The organism is Fuerstiella sp. (assembly GCA_022447225.1).
Lineage (GTDB): Bacteria > Planctomycetota > Planctomycetia > Planctomycetales > Planctomycetaceae > S139-18.
The window spans coordinates 163303-185113 of the sequence record JAKVAZ010000007.1 but is presented as its reverse complement, the minus strand read 5'-3'; the positions used below and the strand labels follow the sequence as shown (position 1 = coordinate 185113).

At 53.4% G+C, this 21811-nt stretch carries 18 protein-coding genes; 12 read left to right on the top strand and 6 right to left on the bottom strand.

All coding sequences use genetic code 11. The features are described from left to right. The first annotated feature begins 24 nt into the window (after positions 1 to 24). Entirely contained in the window at positions 25 to 813 is a 789-nt protein-coding gene (locus tag MK110_08245) for a GYF domain-containing protein (protein ID MCH2211279.1), read from the top strand. A gap of 100 nt (positions 814 to 913) precedes the next feature. On the opposite strand, the gene MK110_08240 is transcribed toward MK110_08245, so the two are convergent. Together MK110_08240 and MK110_08235 are read right to left on the bottom strand one after the other, a co-directional pair. After that, positions 914 to 2179, bottom strand: a complete 1266-nt coding sequence (locus MK110_08240; GenBank protein ID MCH2211278.1) for a hypothetical protein — start codon at positions 2177 to 2179, stop codon at positions 914 to 916. 109 nt (positions 2180 to 2288) lie between these two features. Next, a complete protein-coding gene (locus MK110_08235; protein MCH2211277.1) occupies positions 2289 to 3137 on the bottom strand; it encodes a hypothetical protein in 849 nt (282 codons plus the stop codon). 416 nt (positions 3138 to 3553) lie between these two features. Between MK110_08235 and groES the strand changes: the two genes are divergently transcribed. Both groES and groL read left to right on the top strand, forming a co-directional pair. Then, positions 3554 to 3871: a co-chaperone GroES gene (gene groES / locus MK110_08230; protein ID MCH2211276.1), complete on the top strand. Its 318-nt coding sequence runs from the start codon at positions 3554 to 3556 to the stop codon at positions 3869 to 3871. Between the two features lie 254 nt (positions 3872 to 4125). After that, positions 4126 to 5742, top strand: coding sequence for a chaperonin GroEL (gene groL / locus MK110_08225; protein ID MCH2211275.1), 1617 nt, complete (start codon positions 4126 to 4128; stop codon positions 5740 to 5742). Between the two features lie 217 nt (positions 5743 to 5959). On the opposite strand, the gene MK110_08220 is transcribed toward groL, so the two are convergent. Next, positions 5960 to 7243, bottom strand: coding sequence for a hypothetical protein (locus MK110_08220; protein MCH2211274.1), 1284 nt, complete (start codon positions 7241 to 7243; stop codon positions 5960 to 5962). Positions 7244 to 7833: 590 nt separating this feature from the next. On the opposite strand from MK110_08220, the gene MK110_08215 reads away from it, so the two are divergent. Beyond that, on the top strand, positions 7834 to 8373 hold the full coding sequence (locus tag MK110_08215; GenBank protein ID MCH2211273.1) for a CinA family protein: 540 nt from the start codon (positions 7834 to 7836) through the stop codon (positions 8371 to 8373). A 489-nt stretch (positions 8374 to 8862) separates the two neighbouring features. Next, positions 8863 to 9909, top strand: a complete 1047-nt coding sequence (locus tag MK110_08210) for a sodium:calcium antiporter (GenBank protein ID MCH2211272.1) — start codon at positions 8863 to 8865, stop codon at positions 9907 to 9909. A 120-nt stretch (positions 9910 to 10029) separates the two neighbouring features. Here MK110_08210 and MK110_08205 read toward each other — a convergent pair whose 3' ends face one another. Both MK110_08205 and MK110_08200 read right to left on the bottom strand, forming a co-directional pair. After that, positions 10030 to 11706 carry a family 10 glycosylhydrolase gene (locus MK110_08205; GenBank protein ID MCH2211271.1) on the bottom strand — a complete coding sequence of 559 codons (1677 nt, stop codon included), beginning with the start codon at positions 11704 to 11706 and terminating at the stop codon, positions 10030 to 10032. A gap of 25 nt (positions 11707 to 11731) precedes the next feature. Next, positions 11732 to 11998 carry a hypothetical protein gene (locus tag MK110_08200; protein ID MCH2211270.1) on the bottom strand — a complete coding sequence of 89 codons (267 nt, stop codon included), beginning with the start codon at positions 11996 to 11998 and terminating at the stop codon, positions 11732 to 11734. Between the two features lie 337 nt (positions 11999 to 12335). Between MK110_08200 and MK110_08195 the strand changes: the two genes are divergently transcribed. Continuing rightward, entirely contained in the window at positions 12336 to 13460 is a 1125-nt protein-coding gene (locus MK110_08195) for an aminotransferase class V-fold PLP-dependent enzyme (protein ID MCH2211269.1), read from the top strand. A 415-nt stretch (positions 13461 to 13875) separates the two neighbouring features. Here MK110_08195 and MK110_08190 read toward each other — a convergent pair whose 3' ends face one another. Then, on the bottom strand, positions 13876 to 14751 hold the full coding sequence (locus MK110_08190; GenBank protein MCH2211268.1) for a formylglycine-generating enzyme family protein: 876 nt from the start codon (positions 14749 to 14751) through the stop codon (positions 13876 to 13878). Between the two features lie 513 nt (positions 14752 to 15264). Here MK110_08190 and MK110_08185 point away from each other — a divergent pair. The 6 genes from MK110_08185 (at position 15265) to MK110_08160 (ending at position 21705) form a co-directional block, all read left to right on the top strand. Beyond that, complete coding sequence (locus MK110_08185) at positions 15265 to 15897, top strand: hypothetical protein (protein MCH2211267.1); 633 nt, start codon at positions 15265 to 15267, stop codon at positions 15895 to 15897. A 15-nt stretch (positions 15898 to 15912) separates the two neighbouring features. Beyond that, positions 15913 to 16956, top strand: coding sequence for an MtaA/CmuA family methyltransferase (locus MK110_08180; protein ID MCH2211266.1), 1044 nt, complete (start codon positions 15913 to 15915; stop codon positions 16954 to 16956). Positions 16957 to 17083: 127 nt separating this feature from the next. Beyond that, positions 17084 to 17965 carry a homocysteine S-methyltransferase family protein gene (locus MK110_08175; GenBank protein ID MCH2211265.1) on the top strand — a complete coding sequence of 294 codons (882 nt, stop codon included), beginning with the start codon at positions 17084 to 17086 and terminating at the stop codon, positions 17963 to 17965. Positions 17966 to 18144: 179 nt separating this feature from the next. After that, on the top strand, positions 18145 to 18891 hold the full coding sequence (locus tag MK110_08170) for a corrinoid protein (protein MCH2211264.1): 747 nt from the start codon (positions 18145 to 18147) through the stop codon (positions 18889 to 18891). Between the two features lie 189 nt (positions 18892 to 19080). Continuing rightward, complete coding sequence (locus MK110_08165) at positions 19081 to 20970, top strand: ASKHA domain-containing protein (GenBank protein ID MCH2211263.1); 1890 nt, start codon at positions 19081 to 19083, stop codon at positions 20968 to 20970. A 411-nt stretch (positions 20971 to 21381) separates the two neighbouring features. Then, complete coding sequence (locus tag MK110_08160; GenBank protein MCH2211262.1) at positions 21382 to 21705, top strand: hypothetical protein; 324 nt, start codon at positions 21382 to 21384, stop codon at positions 21703 to 21705. The last annotated feature ends 106 nt before the right edge of the window (positions 21706 to 21811 follow it).

Below are 21811 nucleotides of genomic sequence, written 5' to 3'. Positions count from 1 at the left end.
CTGCGTTTTGAAGAATATTTTCAAATGAGTAAATCATTTTATATCCAGGTGCGCGGTAAAAGACAGGGGCCATTCACAGTCGAACGTCTTCGTCAGATGGCAAAACGTGGTCGATTCGGGCGCCAGTATCGAGTTTCCAGTGATGGACGTTCCTGGAAACCGGCCGACGAATTTCCCGATCTGTTCGAAGCGCAGGGTGAACGCAAGATGCGTCAAACCGGTACTGTTGATACCAACGTGCATTCCGCCCCAAGCGGGACGGCGCCCGCTGCACCAAGTTCTGCGGGCTGGTTCTACAATCACAATGGCCAACAACTTGGTCCTGTTTCTATGGAGATCCTCAAACATTCGCAGATTACCGGTACCCTCAATGCTGATGATCTCGTCTGGACGCATGGAATGGAGGAATGGAAACGAGCAGACAAGGCCCTGCCAGGACTGTTTTCCGGACAGACAGCCACCGCACCGGGTCCGAATGAATCCTCCGGTGACGAGGTTCGGGGCCACAGCCCGGTGGCAAACCTGGCTCTTTACAGCCTGGTGCTTTCTTTCATACCACTGATCGGAAGCATTGCAGCTGTGGTATGCGGGCACATGGCACTCCGCGAAATCCAACAGAGTCACTCGGAACTGGAAGGACGAAATCTGGCAATGGCCGGATTGGTCATCGGTTATCTGGGACTGTTAGTAATTCTGGTCTTCGGTGTTTATTACGTAAGCAGCGGCGTAGTGGCTATGCCATCGGGCAGTGGCTGGACTCCGCAGGTTCTACCGGACGGAAGTCCAACTCCGGATGTGGCACCGGTCAACTGATTTGAAGGGTATGCCGAAAATCTGCCGGTCATCGCCAACAGACAGCCGGTTCCTCTGTCAGACTGTGACAAGTTATGTTCCATACACAACCACATCACAGTCATACAAGTACCCCCGCTACGCAGGCCGTCATACAACACGCCAGCATACCGCCGACCATAGCCCGCAAGCCCAACCGTGCAAGATCCTCACGACGCTCGGGACAAAGGCCCCCGATTCCTCCCACCTGAATACCAATCGAAGCGAAATTCGAAAATCCCGACAGAGCATAAGTCAGAATCACGGCCGTTCGCGCTGAGATCTCCGGTTGACTCGAATCCTCCGCAATCCACAACGCCATCGTACGGTACGCGACCAGTTCATTGGCCACGACCTTCAGACCAAGTAATTGTCCGGCATTGAAGCAGTCGCGGGATTCAATCCCCATGAGCCATGCCAGTGGATAAAACAGATGTCCGCAAACATACGCCAACGTCAGTCCCTGTTCTGCCTGTCGCCCCATCATCGTATTCAGAACAAACAGTGACGCCGAACTCAACACATAATCAAACAACGCGATCAGCCCCACAAACGCAATCAGCATGGCGGCGACGTTGAGTGCCAGTTTAAGTCCTTCGGTGGCCCCGCTCGCGGCGGCTTCGATGACATTGGTGGTTTCGCGAGGAATAATCGACGGCTCGAATCCGGACGTTTCGGCAACTTCCGTTTCGGGCAGCATCACTTTGGCGATCAACAAACCGGCCGGAGCCGAAATCACGGATGCTGTCATCAAATGAGCCGCGTCAATTCCAAATCCGATGTAAACTGCCAGAACCCCGCCGGCCACCGTGGCAAAGCCTCCCGTCATCATTGCCATCAATTCAGATGAGGTCATCCGGGCAATGTACGGACGAACAACAAATGGTGCTTCGGTCTGACCGACAAAAATATTGGCTGCTGCCGAAAGAGATTCTGCACCGGATGTTCCCAGACTGTGTCTCAGCGCAAACGCAAGCTGCCGTACCACAAACTGCATCACTCCAGTGTGATACAGTACGGCCATTAAAGATGAAAAGAAAATGATGGTGGGAAGGACGCGAAAGGCAAAGTAGTAGTCTTTAAAATTGTCACCAAATACCAGATGACAGCCTTCATCCACAAAGCCCAGCATCACGTTGAACCCGTCGCCCAGTGCCTGAAAGACTTTGCGCCCCCGTTCTGTCTTCAGAATTGCTGTCGCCAGAACAAGCTGCATCAACATCCCTCCGATGACGATACGCCACGGAAATCGATGTCTGTGGCTGCTCAGCAGCCATGCCAGACCGACCATCACCAGTAACCCGCACCCTGCGACAATACGGTGAAACAATACCGACTCGGCAGACATGCCAATGCACTCGGATTTGACTGAGGAAAAAATGAGACCCACGACCGATCATAGTGAATTTCGTAACGGTCGTCGCCGAACTGTTTAACCAGTCACATGGTCACTTAGTTCATTTTTGCATTAACCAGGGCCGTGGTTGTCCGTGTTTCAATAACCATGCGACCAATCCTGATCGGCGAGGATGTCGGCCTGAATCGAGAGAATCGGAAACAATCGCCGTCGCGACCTTTCGCGTTTCTGTCGCTTGCGAATTATTCGCTGTCGCATTGTGACACATGAACAGCAAAAGATAATCAGCCGCCAGTTGTTCCAGATCTCCTGCCCGGCGATGGCCATCGATACTGAATTCCAGCAGCTTCACTGCACGCTGTGGTCGCTGCTGCAGAAGTCGATTCAGTGCCAGTAAAGTGGCGGCATCGGCACGACTGTTACGAAAATCATGTTCGATGTCGCGAGTCCATTGATTGTTGGCTACCAGCCAGGCATGAACTGCGAACGCGCCTGCCGTGTCGTCATCGGCAACGACTGTTGAGCAGGCTGAAAAAATGATCCAGTGCTCGGGATATAATGTCAGTACCTGTTCCGCGGATGTTTCCCATCGATTTTTCCACATATTGGCTCGCTGCATCCACATCACGGCATCCGACACACGTTCATCGAGCAGAGATTTTGCTGCCCGCTGCAGGAATCGATCCAGACGATTCTGTGCGACTTCGTGCGTCGGAGCGGGCTCGGATACTGTAACCGACGCCAATTCGGACTCATCAGAATACGGGTGTGACGGGAAACACCACTGCGGAGTGACCGAATCGTCACCAACATTGACTCGCACCGAATCCGAATGGGATTGGCAGGACTTAAGTGGTGAACACCCGTGATCCTCAGACCGAATTGGCAACAGCGGGAGCAAAACCAGTCGCTCAGCGTCAGTTGCACGACGGTGAAATAGTATTCTCATGCGTGTGTCAGCAGGTACGAACTGAGGAATCAACCTCAAAATAGTCCTGTGACAAAAGCTCAACAGTAAGGGAAAGCCCCTAGACGCTATCCCGGCCTGTACACACCCACAATGATAATATAGGAATTATATAACGATTTTAACAACATTGATGACTTTGTGGAAACAGCAGCGGCCCACCCTCAATTCAAGTCAGGTGTCAAAAAGGCAGAGAGCACACCGAAAGCCCTGCCAACAGCCACAGTGGCTAACAGACGGCAAGTTTTCAAATACCGTTCCTGTAAGGGTTTACAACTGATTCGCTCAACTGGCATGGGATTCGCTCGGCGGGCAGGAATTGTATGTGTTTGTACCTGCAGTCATAACCATGATTGCAGGTAAGTCTGCGTTTGGTGAACTTGGGTCAGGAGAAAGAAATGGCAAAGAAGAAGAAGGCTTCTTCCGGAGGCATCCGCATCGTGCCTTTGGGCGATCGAGTAGTTCTTCGTCGAGCAGAAGCGGAAGAGACCACCGCCGGAGGAATCGTGCTTCCGGACTCCGCACAAGACAGACCTCAAAGAGGTGAGGTTGTTGCGGTTGGCGATGGTCACGTGAACGACGAAGGCGACAGGGTCGCACTGACGGTCAAGGAAGGTGATAAAGTGATTTTCAGTTCTTACGCGGGAGACGAAATTTCAGTCGGCGACGAAGACTATCTTCTACTCCGTGAAAGCGACATCCTCGCCACAGTCTGATTCCGTACTCGTTCGGGCCCATCAGCCTGAACATGTCAGACACTGATTCTGTCTGACACAAACCGTCGGCTTCGTTTGCCGATACTCAAAGTCATTCGGCGAGCCGGAAGTGTTGCCTGAAGACCGTGTTAAGGGTCCCTGTCCCTCACTTTGGCCATGCCACTCGGTGACACCCTGTTGCCTGGTGAAACACAACGACGATTGACTCACAGAAACGATTTGAACAGTAATATCTACTTTGGAGAAAAAGACTCATGTCAAAAATGATTGCGTTTGACCAGGAAGCTCAGGAAGCCATGCGCCGCGGCGTATCCAAGCTTGCGAAAGCTGTCAAAGTTACACTGGGACCGAAAGGTCGCAACGTCATTATCGAGAAGAGCTTTGGCTCACCAACCGTCACAAAAGACGGTGTGACCGTTGCCCGTGAAATTGAGCTCTCGGAAAAATTTGAAGACATGGGCGCTCGAATGGTGCGCGAAGTCGCCAGTAAGACATCTGACGTTGCCGGCGACGGTACCACAACCGCCACCGTATTGGCCGAATCAATCTACAAAGAAGGCCTTAAAGCAGTCGTTGCCGGAGTCAGTCCGCTTGAGATGAAACGTGGAATGGAACGTGCAGTTGACGACATCGTGGAAAATCTTCGAGGGATGGCGACCGAATGTAAAAACAAAAAAGCCATCGCGCAGGTTGGCACGGTTGCAGCCAACGGTGACGCCGAGATAGGCGGAATTTTGGCAGATGCCATGGATCAGGTCGGCAAAGACGGAGTCATCACTGTTGAAGAAGGCAAAAGCCTTAAAACTGATTTTGAAGTGCTCGAAGGACTGCAGTTCGACCGCGGTTATCTGTCACCCTATTTTGTGACAGACTCCGAGAGCATGGAATGTGTCATGGAAGACGCGTATGTCCTGATTCACGAAAAGAAGATCACCAATATCAAGGACCTCGTGCCCGTCCTCGAAAAAGTGGTCAACAGTGGAAAGGGTCTGCTGATTATTGCAGAAGACGTCGAAGGCGAGGCCCTGGCGACTTTGGTTATCAACAAACTGCGTGGTACCTTTAAAATTGCTGCTGTCAAAGCACCTGGCTACGGCGATCGTCGGAAAGCTATGTTGCAGGACATCGCCATCAGTGTCGGTGGGCAGGCGATTTTTGAGGACCTGGGCGTCAAGCTGGAAAATGTCGAACTGAGCGATCTGGGCCGTGCCCGCAAGTTGGTCGTCGACAAGGATAATACGACCGTCGTGGAAGGTGGCGGAAAGAAGGCCGATATTCAGGCGCGAATTGAGCAGATCCGTCGTGAACTGGAAAACAGCACCAGCGACTACGATTCAGAAAAGCTGGAAGAACGAATCGCCAAGCTGGCAGGTGGCGTGGCTCAGATTAACGTCGGAGCCGCAACAGAAAGTGAAATGAAGGAAAAGAAAGCCCGCGTAGAAGATGCTTTGCATGCAACACGAGCAGCTGTCGAAGAAGGTATTCTCCCTGGTGGTGGTGTCGCAATCCTTCGTGCATCGACCTCCGTCAAACCTGGCAGAATAAGCCACGACGAGAAGGTTGGCTACGACATTATCGTGCGGGCCTGTCGTTCTCCGCTGACTCAGATCGCCGACAACGCCGGCGTAGACGGCAGTGTGATTTGTGAGAAGGTTTCCGAGTCAGAGGGGAATTCGGGCTACAACGCAGCTTCGGACAAGTTTGAAGACCTTGTTAAGGCAGGTGTCATCGATCCCACGAAAGTGACTCGAACTGCACTTCAGAACGCATCCAGCGTTTCCACGCTTCTGCTGACCAGCGACGCACTGATCGCTGAAAAGCCGAAGGACGAAAAGGCCCCTGCAGGAGGTGGCGACGAAGAAATGTACTAAGATTAACTGTTTCGTGGCGGCCTATCGCCCGGAACATGATGGCTTAATCCGGGGCAGATCACTTAAACGATCTGCCCCGTTTTCGTTGAATCCGGCAAACTGAATTCTTTCTCAACACAGCAAACGCCGGAAAGTCTGTGTGATCCAGTGAATGCGGGTGCCGCTGGCCCCCTGTCTGCGAAGACAACTCAGCCGGACGTTACTTTGAGTTTTCTGACTATCCGACAATTTCACTGATGTCGATCAGATGCACCTGGCGGCCTTCGGGGGTATGTGGTGAATCAATAGCAACTGTTCGTCCGTCGTTGCTGCTGCGAGGATGCGTGTCACAGCGCCACTCACCGGTGTAGATCGGTGGAGAATGGAATCGCCCAAGTTCCACTCGGCGACCGGTTGGTACATGAAACAGATAGGGCTTCTGCTCTCGAGTCTGAGCGTCGGGATAGGTATCGTTGAGAATCCATTCGTTGTCGGTATTCGGCACATACGTGTTGTGCCCGTTGAACTTCATCAACCCATCCCCAACAACCTCCACTCTGTCTGACTGATCCCGGAACAGATAAAAGGCAGCCTTCTTTCCGGCAGGTCTGGTCCAGGCGCAAACGTGCCTGGAATCTCGCCAGATGAAGTGAGATGTGAAACCGGACGGATCGAGGATCATGCGGTCTGCCCCATCCATTCCAACCGTGAACATTCGCGTGGTAAATCCACCCGTTGGCTCGGCGTCTGCTCCGGGTCCGGTACTTTCCCGCCATCGATGGAGCACGATGAAGCGTGAATCATCCGGATTGATCAACAAATGGTTGAAATAGTTCCATTTATCCCTGAGCGATTTACCGTTGTGTGGAATTTTTGCAGCATCGGCCAGAGAAAAAATCAGTTTGGCCTCTCCTGTATCCATGTTCATCTTCCAGACACCCGAATCCTCCGGAGCACGCTGCCGGGCACACGGATCGACGAGACCCACGTATCCGTACCCCGGGCGCATCCGCTGAATCCGTGAAAAATCCGCTGTGATCGCCCACTGTCCGTTGTTGCTCAGCGTGTAGATTGGTCGTGGAAGCGTACGCATCCTGCGAGTTCGAACGTTCATCACGCGGCAGACATTCTGATCACCGTCGCGATCGTTCCAAACCACCTCGGAATCAGAATTGGGACGCCACTGCAGCATGCAGCCCTGCTGCCATCCCCAGGAACTGGTTTTGCCCAGTTCAATCCATTTATCCCCGTCTCCTGTGTCCACCATGCCAAGTCGAATGGTGTCGTCAGCACGAGGAGTACGGTGCTCGAAATCAACTTCATTGGAGAGCACAAAACGATCGGTCGGATCGAATTCCCGTTTGTCGTAGTAACCAAACCAGTGATGTTTCGGTCCACGCGTAATCGTGCGTACCGGGGGGAACGCCTCTGTGGATTCCGCCGACAGCTGTCGGCGGGCCAGGGTCACGGCGGCCGTCGTGAGTGTTGACAGCGTCTGCCGCCGTGTGAGTCGAGATACCATTGTTTAGTCCGGTCAGGATGAAAACAGTGAAAGTGAATACCATAAGCCTAATGCGCACCGTTTCTTTTTTCGACACACTCCAGGCCTGGCCACCTTCACAGCTGTGAAAGCCCATCGAACCGAAATTCCTCACCGGAAACAGCAATCAGTTACTTCAGGAGTCGCTCGATGAAAACGAATGGTGATCGGATACCGGAATCATTCAACACAAATCGGAGCTTTCATCGCAGCCAACCGAATTTCCGGAACGGTGGTACCATCGAAAAACCTGCATGCACGTTCACCGCTTACTTACCTGTTAGTCAATAACACTATTACAGAGGGACATCCGGATCACCTGCCCACTGTCTTTAAATTCAGTGACGATGCTGAGTATATTGCTGCAGCGAAGCAGATTTTTCGGAGTTGCCGGGCTACGAAGATTCAAAACAGAGGATTGCGTTCATCTGAATAATTCGAGCAATAACCGGTACCGGAATCCCGGGTCTTCAGAAACCGGCCTGCAGCAAAGACGGTCTTAGCTCAGCTTGTCGAGACGGCCTTGATCTGGTGACTTGCTCCGATGAAATCCGGAAATAAACGGTGATACGGTGATAACAACAGTCGGCAAACACAGGGCTGCCGCTCTTGCAGATTATCTTTACCGTACGGATCACGTTATCGTCTTTGCCGAAAGCTGCACCGCGGGCCTCATTTCTGCAACGCTTGGACAAATCCCCGGAGTTTCACAATGGCTGGCCGGGTCTGCTGTCGTCTATCAGATCGAAACCAAGACGGAATGGCTGCAGGTAGATCAGACACTGCTTCAGGATCCTGGTCCTGTAAGTCAGATTGTCAGCGAACAGATGGCCATCGGCATATTGAATCACACTCCACAAGCATCAATTTCCGCCAGTGTCACGGGGCATTTGGGACCGAACGCTCCCCAGAATCTGGACGGACTGGCCTGGTCAAGCATCGCCCTCAGAGCCGGAGATAAAATTCTCACAACGTCCCGGCTTCTGCAGCTTGACCGGCACCAGTCAGCAGATCACCCGAACAGTCGGTCTGAGATCGATCTGCGCCACGACAGGCAGTGTACTGCCGCTGAACTGGTCTTACAATTTTGCGTGGAGCAATTGGAATCGTAAGTGCTCCTTTTGTGATGATCCCGTTCCGGAATCCTGTTGCTGATGATCGCCTCCGTTAACCTTCCCGGCACTGCTTCGTCTCAACCCGAATTCCAGATCGTCCGGAACATCAGGAAAAACAGTCGACACACTGGATCTCCCAACCGGCCTGGTCCGTCACTGATCACAACTGAAATTCTGCGACAGTTAAAAGTCAGCAGGAGATTCGTTGAATCAACACAACGGTGGCGATGATTCGGTTGCGGCCGTTTCAGACTGCATTGCGGTCTGTGAATAACCTGTCATGGTATGCGTTCAATTCCGTCTCCATTTGCTCAGGTCGGAAAGAGTCGTCGAAGCCGACACAGCAGGGCCCCCGGCATTTGATGTCGTCATTCCCGTCCTGCTGTCCGGGTTGGTCATTATTAATCTGTGACATCAGCAGGTGGAACAGGGCAGACACCTCCTGCGTTTACTGCATTGATCATTGAAAGACAGAAATTCAAATCCATGGAAGAACAGATAACACAGCTCTTTGAATCAATTGCAGAAATCCACACTGCCGCGATCTGGGGAATCATGGTGGTGTCCATCGTTGTGCTCGGCAAAAGCGCCGACTGGATGGTGGACAATGCGGTGAGTCTGTCTCTGAGGACAGGCATCCCCAAAGTCATCGTGGGAGCGACGATCGTTTCCATCGGCACGACATTTCCTGAAGCGGTGGTTTCTGTATTAGCTGCCGTGAACGGACATTCAGAAATCGCTCTGGGAAACGCGGTCGGATCGATTATTTGCGATACCGGGCTGGTTCTTGGAACCGCGTGCCTGATCGCGCCGCTGCCACTGAATCGTCGAATCGTAAATCGACAGGGATGGATTCAATTCGGTTCCGGCGTCCTGCTGGTCATGCTTAGCCTTCCGTACACCAATCCGGGAAACATCTTCACCACAAACTCCAGTTTGCCGCAATGGGCAGGTTTTGTACTGATCACCTGCCTCATCATTTACATGATCTGGTCAGTGCGGCTTGCGAGGGGTGCAACGGATGACGATGAGCCGGAAGCAGCAGCTGATTCGCCTGTCGTGCTGATGTTACTGTCAATTCTATGTGGTTGCTTTTTTGTAGTGTTGTCCAGCATCGGCCTGATCGAATGCACTAAGATCATCGCCGTAAAAGCCGGAATCCCCAAAGCCGTGATCGCTGCGACTTTAGTTGCCTTCGGAACGAGTCTGCCCGAACTGGTTACTGCTATCACCGCAGTCCGCAAAGGGCAGGGGGCACTGGCTGTAGGCAATGTCATCGGCGCAGACATTCTGAATGCGTTGTTCGTTGCCGGAGCAGCGGCAGCTGTCACCCCGGCAGGCCTCGACGTCATCCCCATTTTCTTTCAATTGCAGTTTCCGGCGATGCTGCTGATCCTGCTTTGTTTTCGCGCGGGAATTGTCCGGGCCAGCTGGTCAAAAACAGACACACTCACTCGACCATTCGGTGCAGTTTTACTTGCCTTCTACCTGACTTACTGTGCATTGACTCTATCGATGGGTGGCGGCGTGTAAGTTCACTGCGCCGGGAAATGCACTCACCACAGCAAGTTGTCTGTGCGGTCTCGTTATGGTCCAGGCATCTCAGGACAGATTCGCTTTTTGGAAAACGCCTGAGATTTCCTGACCGATCAATTATCGTTCATCAGGTCGTAACCCGTTCCGGTGTGACAGATATTCAACCTTCAATTCCACATCATCCATTCTGATCGAGTGGGTCAGCCTGGAATCTTTTTGCAACACATCCACACGCAAAAGATTGTCCCCCACTCCGGGCAGTTGTTCCCCCTTCAGCTTCACATGAAGACGATATCCTGAACTTCGCTGAAACGTGGGCGTTTTTCGTAACTGGTAGGTCCAGTCCGCCATTCGCTGCTGTTCGGGCGGGATCTCTGCCCCGTTCCACCACAGTCGTACTTTGTCAGCATGCATCATGTTGCTCAACATGATCCTCAGCTCACAATTCCACAGTTCTCCTGCCTCTGCCTTTGCTGCAACGTCGTCCGAAACCTCCAAATGAATTTCCGGCCCGTTTTCACCTGGCTCCAGGACGACAGGAAGCTGCCACGAAATGCCGTCCCGGGGAACGGTATCCGGCTTGGGTTTGCTGCTCAGCCGGAATCGTTTGTCCTTGTGGACCAGCACATCGGGATGGCCCATAAAACGAACGGTGCCTGTAGCAGCATCGTCGTAGGGATAACGAGTGTTGCCAGGATAATAAGTCTGGAAGAGGACTCCTGCTGCTCCTGCCGCGTAGGCATTGGCGGCCGCCGCATAATAGACGTCCCGAGTATTCCCGGCACTCCCGCTTCCGCTGGTATGATTGTTCAGTCCTGCCATGACCGGTATCCCTGCTTCAGTCGCGGTCCGGATCACTTTCCGCAGCTCAGATGTGGATCCCTCGAACCCGTGAGTCACCGGCATAGCAATGACGGCATCCACCAGCTTCTCCTGGATCCAGGTCTCCAAATCCATGCCCAGTGCTTTGCTTCCATCAAGACTTCCCCCAATCCGAATCACGAATCGCTTTTCCCGCCCCTGACTGGCTGCTGCCCGATCACACACGGCACGTATCTCTCTGACCCATTCAGTGATCGTCTGTGTGTGGCTGGAGACTTCCCGTCTGGCAATCAACGGAACGTAATCGTGAAAGTTGATCTCAATGCCGTCGGTGGGATAGCTCTCAACCAGTTCACGAATCACAGCCAGGCGGTTGGCACGTACTTCAGGCCGTGAATAGGAAAGACGATTGGGTTGATCACGAACAGACTCCGGATAATCAGGCTCCGGACCAACCTGCCATTCCGGGTGCTGAGTTGTGAAGTCAGCGACTCGACTGTTGGTGACCCGGTTCGGAGGCGTGTGTAACATATTGAGCAAAAGGTGCGGCAAAAATTTGAATCCACGTTTGTGAGCATGATCACAAACGACGCGGAGCGGATCTTTGCCGCGTTCGATCAGAGATCGCGAGTTCTGACCGGCACGATACCAGATGACGTGATTGACAAGATCGAGATTGTGTCCCCAGCGTTCCCCCACCTTCGTCTCGTACAGCAGAACACTGCAATCTCCAACCGCATAGGTGATGGTGTCGACCCCCAGATCAAGTAGTTCATCGATCGGCTCCACGTACTGGCGAACGCCCATCGGTGGTTCATACAGATAGACACTTGAATGGCGACCATCGGAATAAAACATCACTTCCCCGGACGATGCTGCGCGATTGTCCGCGGGCTGAGTTTGTCCCTGCAGAAGTGAAACATTCAGGAAACACACGAATATAAAAACCGCCGTTCGCTGCGTGGCACTCATGTCCAGACGTCCTCTGCAATAAAACCTAATGACTGAAATCTACTGATCCGGACCGATCACAACCGATGAGCTGTTCACCGGACATCGGCATTTCACTGGTCAACATGGACACACCTCGCACGGACTCAACCGGGTATTCATTCCGACCGTTCTGTACCCCGAGGCTGCCTGACAATTGCTTTGCCAACCTGACCGGCATGGGTTCGTCGGCTGCGTCTGCATCCAACAAAGTCACCGGAACAATCATCGCCGCCGCTGTCAGACGGATCGGCACGTCAAATTCTTTCGACATACATATTTATCAGAGTTTGAGCAACGGCTGTGGTGTCGATCCTGGAACAATCTTTCAGCAGCTTACCGTCCCTGCACGGCGCTGTCCTCTGCAATCGCCCGGTCATCCTGGTTTGTGGTTCGTTTTTTGTACCCCGGCACGTGACACAGCCGACATCAGGCTCACAGTGTGTTGACGCATGGCAACCTGTATCATTGTTGGCCGATGATTTAGGTCAGATTGTCGTTCCTGGTATGGTTATGTGATTCGTTGTCATCCACCAGGGATGTACGCGATTTTACTGTGTCCGGTGTTTCTGTGACCGGCGTTACTGTGACCGGCCGCAAGCGAGGCGTCCATGCAGACAGAACCACTCCTGCCCACTAACTTATTTGTCGGACTGGACGGTATCACTCACCTGTGCGCAGGAGGTGAGGCACCGTGGCTGCGTGTCCATGACAGGGCTTATCAGGAATTCTCGCGCCTGAAAAGTGCGGGCATTGCCGGTCGGGAAGGAATCGCTGCTTTCGCAACACGCTGTCGACAGCAGATTGCCGAACTTTGGTCGGTATCACCGCAGCACATCGCTTTCATGCCTTCTGCCTCGGAGGGTATGAACTGGCTGGCACGTGGTCTGGACTGGAAGTCCGAAGACAACGTCGTGACCAGCGACGTCGAGTTTCCGTCGGTCGCCTATGCATGGAAGAACTGTGAGCATCGTCAGGTTGAAGTGCGGATGGTACGTCAACGTAACGGAATCGTACGCGAATCCGATCTCCTGGATGCTGTGGACGAACGCACACGAGTGATGGCCGTCAGTCAGGTCAGTTTTTACAGCGGCCAGTGCCTGAACCTCCCGCTTCTTGCAGAGGGGCTGCAGAAAAACGGTACACTCTTGGCGGTGGACGCCACACACGCTTCCGGAGTGCTGCGTGTTCCCTCTGCGTGCACAGACCTCACCGTGAGCAGCAGCTACAAGTGGATGCTGGGTGCTCACGGCGTTGCTCCCTGTTACGTCAGTCCGCAGATGCAGGAACAGATGAAAGTAACGTGTTTTGGCTGGCACAACATGGACGGATGGTCCAGCCCGGTTCGGCGTCCCGGTGCGGCCGTTCAGCCGATGCCCGATCGCATGGAACCTGGCAACCCGTCGATCATTTCGCTGGCTTTCCTGGACGGCGGGCTGTCACTGCTGCTCGACCTTGGCGTGGAACGGATTGAACATCATGTCCGCGATCTGGCATCACGACTTCGACTCGGACTGGTGAAACAGGGACACACGCTACTGGGTCCTGACCAACACGATTCACTCTCGGGCAACACCTGTTTTGCAGTGGACGATGCCGCAGCACTGGCCGGGCGTCTGGCTCAAAATCGAATCCTGTGCTGGGGCGACTGCGGACGCCTTCGCGTGTCAACCCACGTGTACAATGGAAGCGATGATGTGGATCATTTCCTGAACGTACTCGCGGCAAGCGACTGAAAACCCCGAATCGTGAAATACCTGTCGTCTCTGGGATTCACGACCGTGGCGTCACCGTTCCGGACTACCGTACCGACCTCAATATCATCGAGTTTACCGAACTTCGACTGCAGTCTCCCGTCGTTGTGCACGATCTCACCGCCGTCGGAAAACCTATTGTGCAGGGTTAAAAAGGTTACCGGCACACCTTTGTTCACGGAATCGAATTCGCTGACGAAAGAAAAGATACAGGAATACGACTTGGCCAATTGCTTCGAAGTTGTCAAGCTGGCCCCGACGGTCGAAAATCAGGATAGAAACAACTCACAGCCCATGACCTGTCGGGCATCCACGGACCGTAACATTTCAGGTCCCGGAACAAATCAGCGGGACGGGATAACACGCGTTTGACGCATACGGGACATCCCCGACGATGTCAGTGTTCGGCAGTAGCGGCAGCGGAATCCTCAGTTTGCCGAACACAGGCGATGCGAAACCCCAGGTAATAAAATCGATTAGCAGGGTCGTTCCAGCCGCGATTCGCTGAACGGCAGTATTCGGAAGCGTAGCTCCAGCTGCCGGCTCGATAGACCCGATCCGGTCCCGAGGTTGTCAGCGGATCACGTCCGCCAGGCATCTCACGTACGTAAGCGTCACGACACCATTCATAAACGTTTCCCGGCATGTCCGCCAGCCCCCAGGAATTGGCACGTTTTTGTCCGACCCGGTGAGCATATTTCTCACCTAGGTTGGCAGCGTTTTCATCAAACCACGCGTAGTCCTTCAGCTGCGAGGCGTCGCTGCCGAAGCTGTAACGAGTGCTCGCCCCCGCCCGGCAGGCATACTCCCACTGAGCCTCGGTCGGCAGTGTGTATTTCCAGTCCGCAGTCAGTCGTCCCTCACGTTGCTCCTGATCTGTCAGCTTCGCGCAACAGGACATGGCCTCCTCATGACTCACAAACACGACCGGGTAATCCGGTCCGCGACGGTACAGTTCCAGGTCCCCGTGTTCCCGCCAGGGTTCGGTTCCCATAAGTGATTTCCATTGTGCCTGCGTGACCTCAGTACGTCCCAGCCAGAATCCGTGTGTCAACGTCACCTCAACCTGATCTTCATCACCCTGACGGCCTTCCTCATCCGGCGGACTCCCCATACGAAACCGTCCCGGTGGACACCAGACCAGTTTCAGATCCGGACCATTGTCGCTACGAACAGTTCCCGCCCGAGGTAACGGGTCCGCGGCCGGGCACGTCGCCATCAACGTCACTAAGAGAAACACTTCCGGCACTCGACATCCGATGGTTGTACTCATGATCACAATCTTCAGAACAGAATTCCGGGTTTGAAGATAATTCAAATGACTCGACAATCGTCTGCCCCCTGTACATTCGTGGGCCCGTCCGACGAAACCGATACCGATTCACCCTACATCCGGTTGGCGGACCGGATCAACACAGACAAAAAACGTACTTCTCGAGTTCCATGTTTGTATTCTTCAATCAGGAATTCCTGGTTGAAGAACACTTCACTGCCGGCTTCCGCCTCATGATCCTGATTATTTGAGAAACGGTCCGAGAAAACCGATAGACTCCGATCGGTGGTTTCATTCTGACCGGACAGGAGTGTGCAACTGTGCGGACAACAGAAAACTCCGAAGCCGATCCAGCCTCAGTGATCTTAAAGAAAAGAAGCACGAAAACCCGGAATTGAAGTTCCAAATACACCATAATTCACCCTGTGCCCCCGACTTGACCGTAAGCCGGACGACCATCACAATGAATGTTTGACCTGCACAAGAATCAGTTCGTTAAGGAACCGCCGCCTGATGGGAAAAACTTTGGAGCTGGGTCGGCGTCTTGAAATCCACTCGATGGACAAACACTGCCAGGACATCTCAGTGGCACTGTATCGTCAGGACGTGGAATGTCCGCAATTCCTCGTTCATACCTATACCGATTCAGAGGAATCTGCGAAACGGGTTCGGTTCATACGCCAGGCACTGATCAGTATGATCGGGCTTGAACCTGCGGACCGACAGGATTGGCTGCAGTTTCCCTGCCGAAAGATTCACCAACGGGCGCTTAAACGCACATTTCTCGACCTGTGTAAGCTCGAGACAGAAACCTCTCTGGAGGCAAAGTCGCTGGAGGCATTTGACAAAAAGGCAGGCGGCAATCTGCGTGTTGTCGAAATGGGGAATGGCACCTATCGAACGGAAGCGGTTGCTGAGACGGAAGCGGGTCAAAAGCGGGCCCGTGCGCTGGCCCGGGGGTTCGTAAAACTCTGTGAATTGCAGGCCGATGACGTTGACCCGCTGCGGTTTACCTTTGGATGTCAGTCCAGTCACAATTCTCTGATTGGCATGCTGATGTTTCGAGCTCAAAACGTGCGCAGCTCCATGCAGGAAGAAGATGCTGCGGCCGGACGCGGTGTCCTTGCGCCACCCAGCCAACAATAAAATACGAGCAATCACATGGTGACACTCAGTGAGCCGACCCGGTCAATGACCTCCCGCCAACGAGTGCTGGCGGCTCTGAAACGCGAACCCGTCGATCGTACTCCCGCCTGCAACCCGACATCCGTGGCGACTGTCGAATTGATGGACCTGGTTGATGCGCATTTTCCTGACGCCAATCGAAACCCGGAAAAAATGGCACGGCTGGCTGCCACCGGATACACCGAACTCGGTTTCGATTCCATCATGCCCGTGTTCAGCATTATCCAAGAGTCGTCAGCGCTGGGCTGCAAAATGCAGTGGGAGGAAAAGGACAATTGGCCTACGGTCAAAATGAGTCAGCCAATCTGGTCCGGTCCCGAAGACATCAAAATTCCAGACAATTTGTTAACGCATCCTGACACAAGCTGCGTGCTGGATGCGATCCGCCTGCTGCGTAAAGAGTTTGGCGACGAAGTCGCCATCATCGGTAAGACCATGGGGCCCTGGTCGCTGGGTTACCATTGCTTTGGTGTCGAGAAATTCCTGCTGATGTCGCTGGATGACCCAGGCAAAACTATGCTTTGTCTGGAAAAAATGAAGGAAGCAACCATCCGTTTTGGTCGGGCTCAGATTGAAGCCGGAGCGGACGCGCTGACCGTGCCCGACCATGCCACGGGTGATCTGGTCAGCGGCGAATACTACGAACGGTTCCTTCGTGAACTTCACATCGAATTCGTTGATCTGATTCCAATTCCACTCATCCTTCATATTTGCGGCCGCACAGTCGACCGAATGGAATACATCGCCCAGACCGGCATGTCGGCATTTCACTATGACTCAAAAAATGGCGCCGACGAGTCAATGGATGAGGTAAAGGATCGTATTTCACTCGTTGGCAACATCAACAATCCGGAAACACTGTATTCGAAGGGCCCCGAAGCAGTCCGACAGGAAGTCTACAAAAACCTGGATGCAGGAGTGCAACTGGTGGGTCCGGAATGTGCCATCCCTCTGCAGACCCCGATCGAAAATCTGAAAGAGATACCGCAGGCGATACGGGATTGGCACTCCGAACACTAAGAGTACCGACACTGACTGTTACCCCGGTCGTGACCGGCAACAGGGTTGTCATGACCGAGTCAATGCATTCAGTGTGTGTGCAAATTGTTTCAAAACCGATAATTGATCTGTCAGGTAGCCTAATAGAATGAGCGAGCTTCTACGCCGTGTGCAATCAGGAGATATCCTCATCTCGGACGGCGCCACCGGCACGTACCTGCAGGCCAACGGCCTGGAGCCCGGTGGCTGCCCCGAGGAATTTAATCTGACGCGACCGGAGGTGATTCGTCAGATGGCAGCAGGTTATTTCGACGCCGGGTCGGATATGGTTGAAACCAACTCCTTCGGCGGCACTCGCTACATGCTGGCAAAATATGATTTCGGTGACCGCGTAGAGGAATTCAACCGACTGGGGGCCGAATACGCGCGGGCCGCCGCACCCGAGGGCCGTTTTGTACTGGGTTCGATCGGACCAACCGGGGAATTCCTCGAGCCAAACGGTACAGCGACAGAAGACGAAATGTACGAAGCATTTGCGTCGCAGGCCAGAGGACTGGCCGAAGGTGGCGTGGACGCTTTTTGTATCGAGACAATGAGCGACCTGGGCGAAATCACACTGGGGATCCGGGCAGCCAAAGATGTGTCCGGCCTGCCGGTCATCGCCACGATGACATTCGATAAGGGGCCGCGCGGTTACTTCACGATGATGGGTATTACACCATCGGCTGCCGCTGAACAGCTGACGGAGGCAGGTGCGGATATCGTTGGCTCCAATTGTGGGATTGCAATCCCACAGATGGTGGAAATTATCGCTGCGATGCGTCAAGCGACATCGGCACCCATCCTGACTCATGTCAATGCAGGCATTCCACGAATTGAAGGCAAAGAGATTGTCTATCCTGACACCCCTGACAACATGGCAGAATATATGCCGCGTCTTGTAGAAGCCGGTGCTAATATTGTTGGCGGATGTTGCGGGACCAGCCCCGACCACGTAAGGGCATTCGTTCGAAAGTTGCGGAGCGATTAAGGAAACAAAAGCGGATTCTGAAAACACGCCAACGAAACGCCGATGCGTGCCTCGCTCAGCCAGGCAAAAACAATCCCCGCAGGTCGTGCTTGAATTTATTACTGTTTGTGCCAGAGTGACTCTGTCGAGTTACTCGCAGCTCCTGGACAATATTCCCCAACCATCTATAGCACAAAAATATGGCTCAGATTGACGATATTCAAAACGAATTCATCCGACAGGAACTTGTCGAATACGTCGAAAGAGACGATGAGCGACAGCACATGATCAACATGTATGCGGCAACCGCTCCAAACATGCAGGAGATTGCAGCATCCATCATCGACGGGGCGCACCATCAGACCGACGAGTTGACAACAGCAGCTCTGACCGAAGGTATCGACGCACTCAAAATCATGGACGACGGCCTGATCGCAGGAATGGGGTTGGTGGGCATCAAGTTCCGTGAGAATTTCATCTTCGTTCCCGAAGTACTGGCCTGTGCGCGAGCGATGAAGGCCGGTATGAAACATATTGAGCCGATTCTCTCAGCATCCGGGATCGAGCCGGTTGGTAAGGTCATTATGGGGACAGTCAAAGGAGATCTGCACGATATCGGTAAAAACCTGTGTATCATGATGCTCAACGGCGCCGGGTTTGAAGTGATCGATCTGGGTGTTGACACATCGCCGGATGACTTCATAACAGCGGTTGAAGAACACCAGGCCCCCCTGGTGGGTATGTCGGCACTGCTGACAACCACGATGCCAAATATGGGCAGGACCATCGAAGCTTTTATCGATGCCGATCTGCGTGACGATGTAAAGTTTATGGTCGGCGGAGCTCCGGTGACCCCCGAATTTGCAGACGATATGGGTGCCGATGCCTACGGGGCAACGGCGATGGAATGCGTCGATGTGGCCAAGCGATTGTGCGCATCCGATTGATAGACTAACCGCCCTAAACGGAAATAGTGACAGCGGGTCAATCAACGAATCTCAATAGAGTGGATTTACTCTGCTCGGTTCACTCGACTGCGTTTTGTACTCGCGTTAGTGTCGCCATCTCCGCTCATGCAGTGGATGCGCTCTGCGTCAGAATGTAACACAAACGCTATAACGACCGTATTGTTTTCCATGGACAAGATTGACCCCGGCGAATTCCGGAAGCGACTGGACACGATCACCAAGATCTATGGTCGGATCTCCGAGCATGCCCGGAAGCAAAGTCTGATGCGGTGCCCTTACAAAAACCGCTTCGACAAATGCACGGCCGGATTTGGTTGTCGCTACCAGCGAAAACCTGCTGTCGAAGGAGAATTACTCATCTGTTCCAGCGACGACCAACTGAACTACCGCAGCGCGTGGGACGTTGAACCCGACAGCGTTTCCCCCGCAGATTCACCGGAGACATCCGGATCCGTGTCGTGCGATGCTGACAGCCGACCGGCCCGAACCGGCAAAACCCTGTTTGATTATGCCGACGAACTTACAGTTCCTGTTCCGTCATCCTGTGGCCGGTCCGGGATCTGCCATGAATGTATTGTTGAGGTGAAGCAGGGCAACGACGCACTGTCATCACCGAACGACACCGAAACCTTCCTGACCGGTGACTACCGACTGGCGTGTCAGGCCACCGTCGAGAAAGAGAACGCACAGATCGAATTTGCATTGTTACGCCGTTCCCCACAGATTCTGAAAGCGCCCGTCGCTGAGACAACAGATCTCGATCCGCTGGTCACGAGGTCCGGCCATGTGGTGCTGTACGACGGAGAAGAGATCGACAGGTATCGCGGCAGAATCCTGGGCATGTCGATCGACCTGGGCACGACGACAGTGGTGGCTGAGTTAGTCGATCTCGAATCAGGTCAGTTGGTCTATACCACGTCATTTGAAAACCCACAGCGTTTCGGTGGCAGTGACATCATGTATCGCATTAGTTACGACGCGGGGACGTATCAGGGTGAATTGCACCGTGCGATCATTAACACGCTGAACACTGAAATCCAGCAAATGTGTGATCAGCTGGACATTGATCGACATGTGATCTACGAAATCGTCGTGGTGGGCAATTCGACTATGCGCGATTTGTTTTTCAACCTGGACGTTCAATCGATTGGACAAAAACCATACAAGTCAATCACTGAGCATCAGTACCGGGATGGAAAACGCGACTCAACAGCACTGGTCGAGATGGCTCGCAGTTTGCGTATTCGTGCCAACAGGAACGCCCGTGTCTTTGGGGCCCCTCTGATCGCCAGCCATGTCGGTGGCGATGTTGTGGCAGATCTGCTTGCAATCGATATGCCGTCTCAACACGAGACCGTGATGCTGGTCGATGCGGGAACCAACACCGAGGTTGTGATTGGAAACAAAGACCGACTGATGGCCGCATCATGTCCGGCCGGCCCGGCCTTTGAAGGAGGGCTGGTTAAATTCGGCATGCCCGGATGCGCCGGAGCAATTGAATCGATCCATATCGATGACCATCAGTTTCAGTACAGTACGATCAACGGACATGCACCACAGGGAATGTGTGGTTCCGGGCTGATTGAACTGCTGGCTGAACTGCGACGGCACGAGATGATGACTCCTATGGGAGTGTTTGCTGACAAGTTACCGGAGCTGATGATTGTCCCCGAACACGGGATCACCTTTTCTCGCGAGGATGCCAGTCACCTTGCACAGGCCAAAGCGGCCAACTATTGCGGGCAAGTACTGTTAATGCGCCGATTTGGAGTGACTCCTGAACAGATCACTCAACTGTACCTGGCAGGAGGTTTTGCCAACTACGTGGATGCGGCCAGCGCAATTGATATCGGTTTTTTGGCACCGGTTCCCGTCGACCGGATTAACAAGGTGGGCAACGCCGCGTCGTCCGGCGCGCGTGAGATGCTGCAGTCATACAGTAAACGCAAATTGATCGGTCGGCTGATAGAGAATGTGGATCACATTGAACTGGAAACAATGCCTGACTTCTTTGATATGTTCGTGGAGGGCTGCCAGTTCAAACCGATGCAGTTTTGAGACCTCAATGATCGGCAAGGGTTCACTGACGTCAACGACGGAAGAATGATTGACGCAATGTTTGTCACGGTACACTCACTGATGGATTAAACATTTTAAAACCGGGAACACAGCCGCTCTGAAAACGTCAGGATCACAATGACTGTTTCAGCACGATCCGGAATCTGTGTTCCGCAGGCTCGTCAGCCCCCAGGTATCCGGATGCAGGTCTTCTTCTCACAAAACTATGATTTTCCGGTCCCGTTGTCGCCGGGATGTCGCTCCGGACATCACAATCAGCCCTACTGACTTTGTTGCCGGATACAATCATGCATCAATCTGTCTACTGGCACCGGTGTGAATTGAAAGTCGATACAGTTGCACAGATAATTGGTTTATCAGTCAGACGAATCTGCGTGAAAGACTTTCCGTATGGCGCTCTATGAAATTGAAACGCAGGCACACATCATGATTGCCTGGGCTGACGGCCCCGAACACGCCGAAGCACTCGCGGGAAAATTCTACCCCCAGGAGGACATCCTTCGCGTGACGAGGCGCCCTCGTGATTTGTGGGTTATCAGCAAAGGACAGCTGGGAATCGAGGAACAATCGCATCCCGATGATCTGGCACGGGACTGCCTCAATCGTGCTTCCGGAGATAAGCTCCATGCTATTCGGCTTTACATGCTGGACACCGGTGTCGATCTTCGGGAGGCACAGCGCATTATCGAAGCCAATATGTCAATTGGCTGGTAATATCTGCACAGGCACGACAGTGCACTCTCCTAAATTTCGATGGCCGTGAATGCTGCCGGTAACTGAACTTCGATACACAGCAGCCGCATCTCGGACGTCGTTCAAA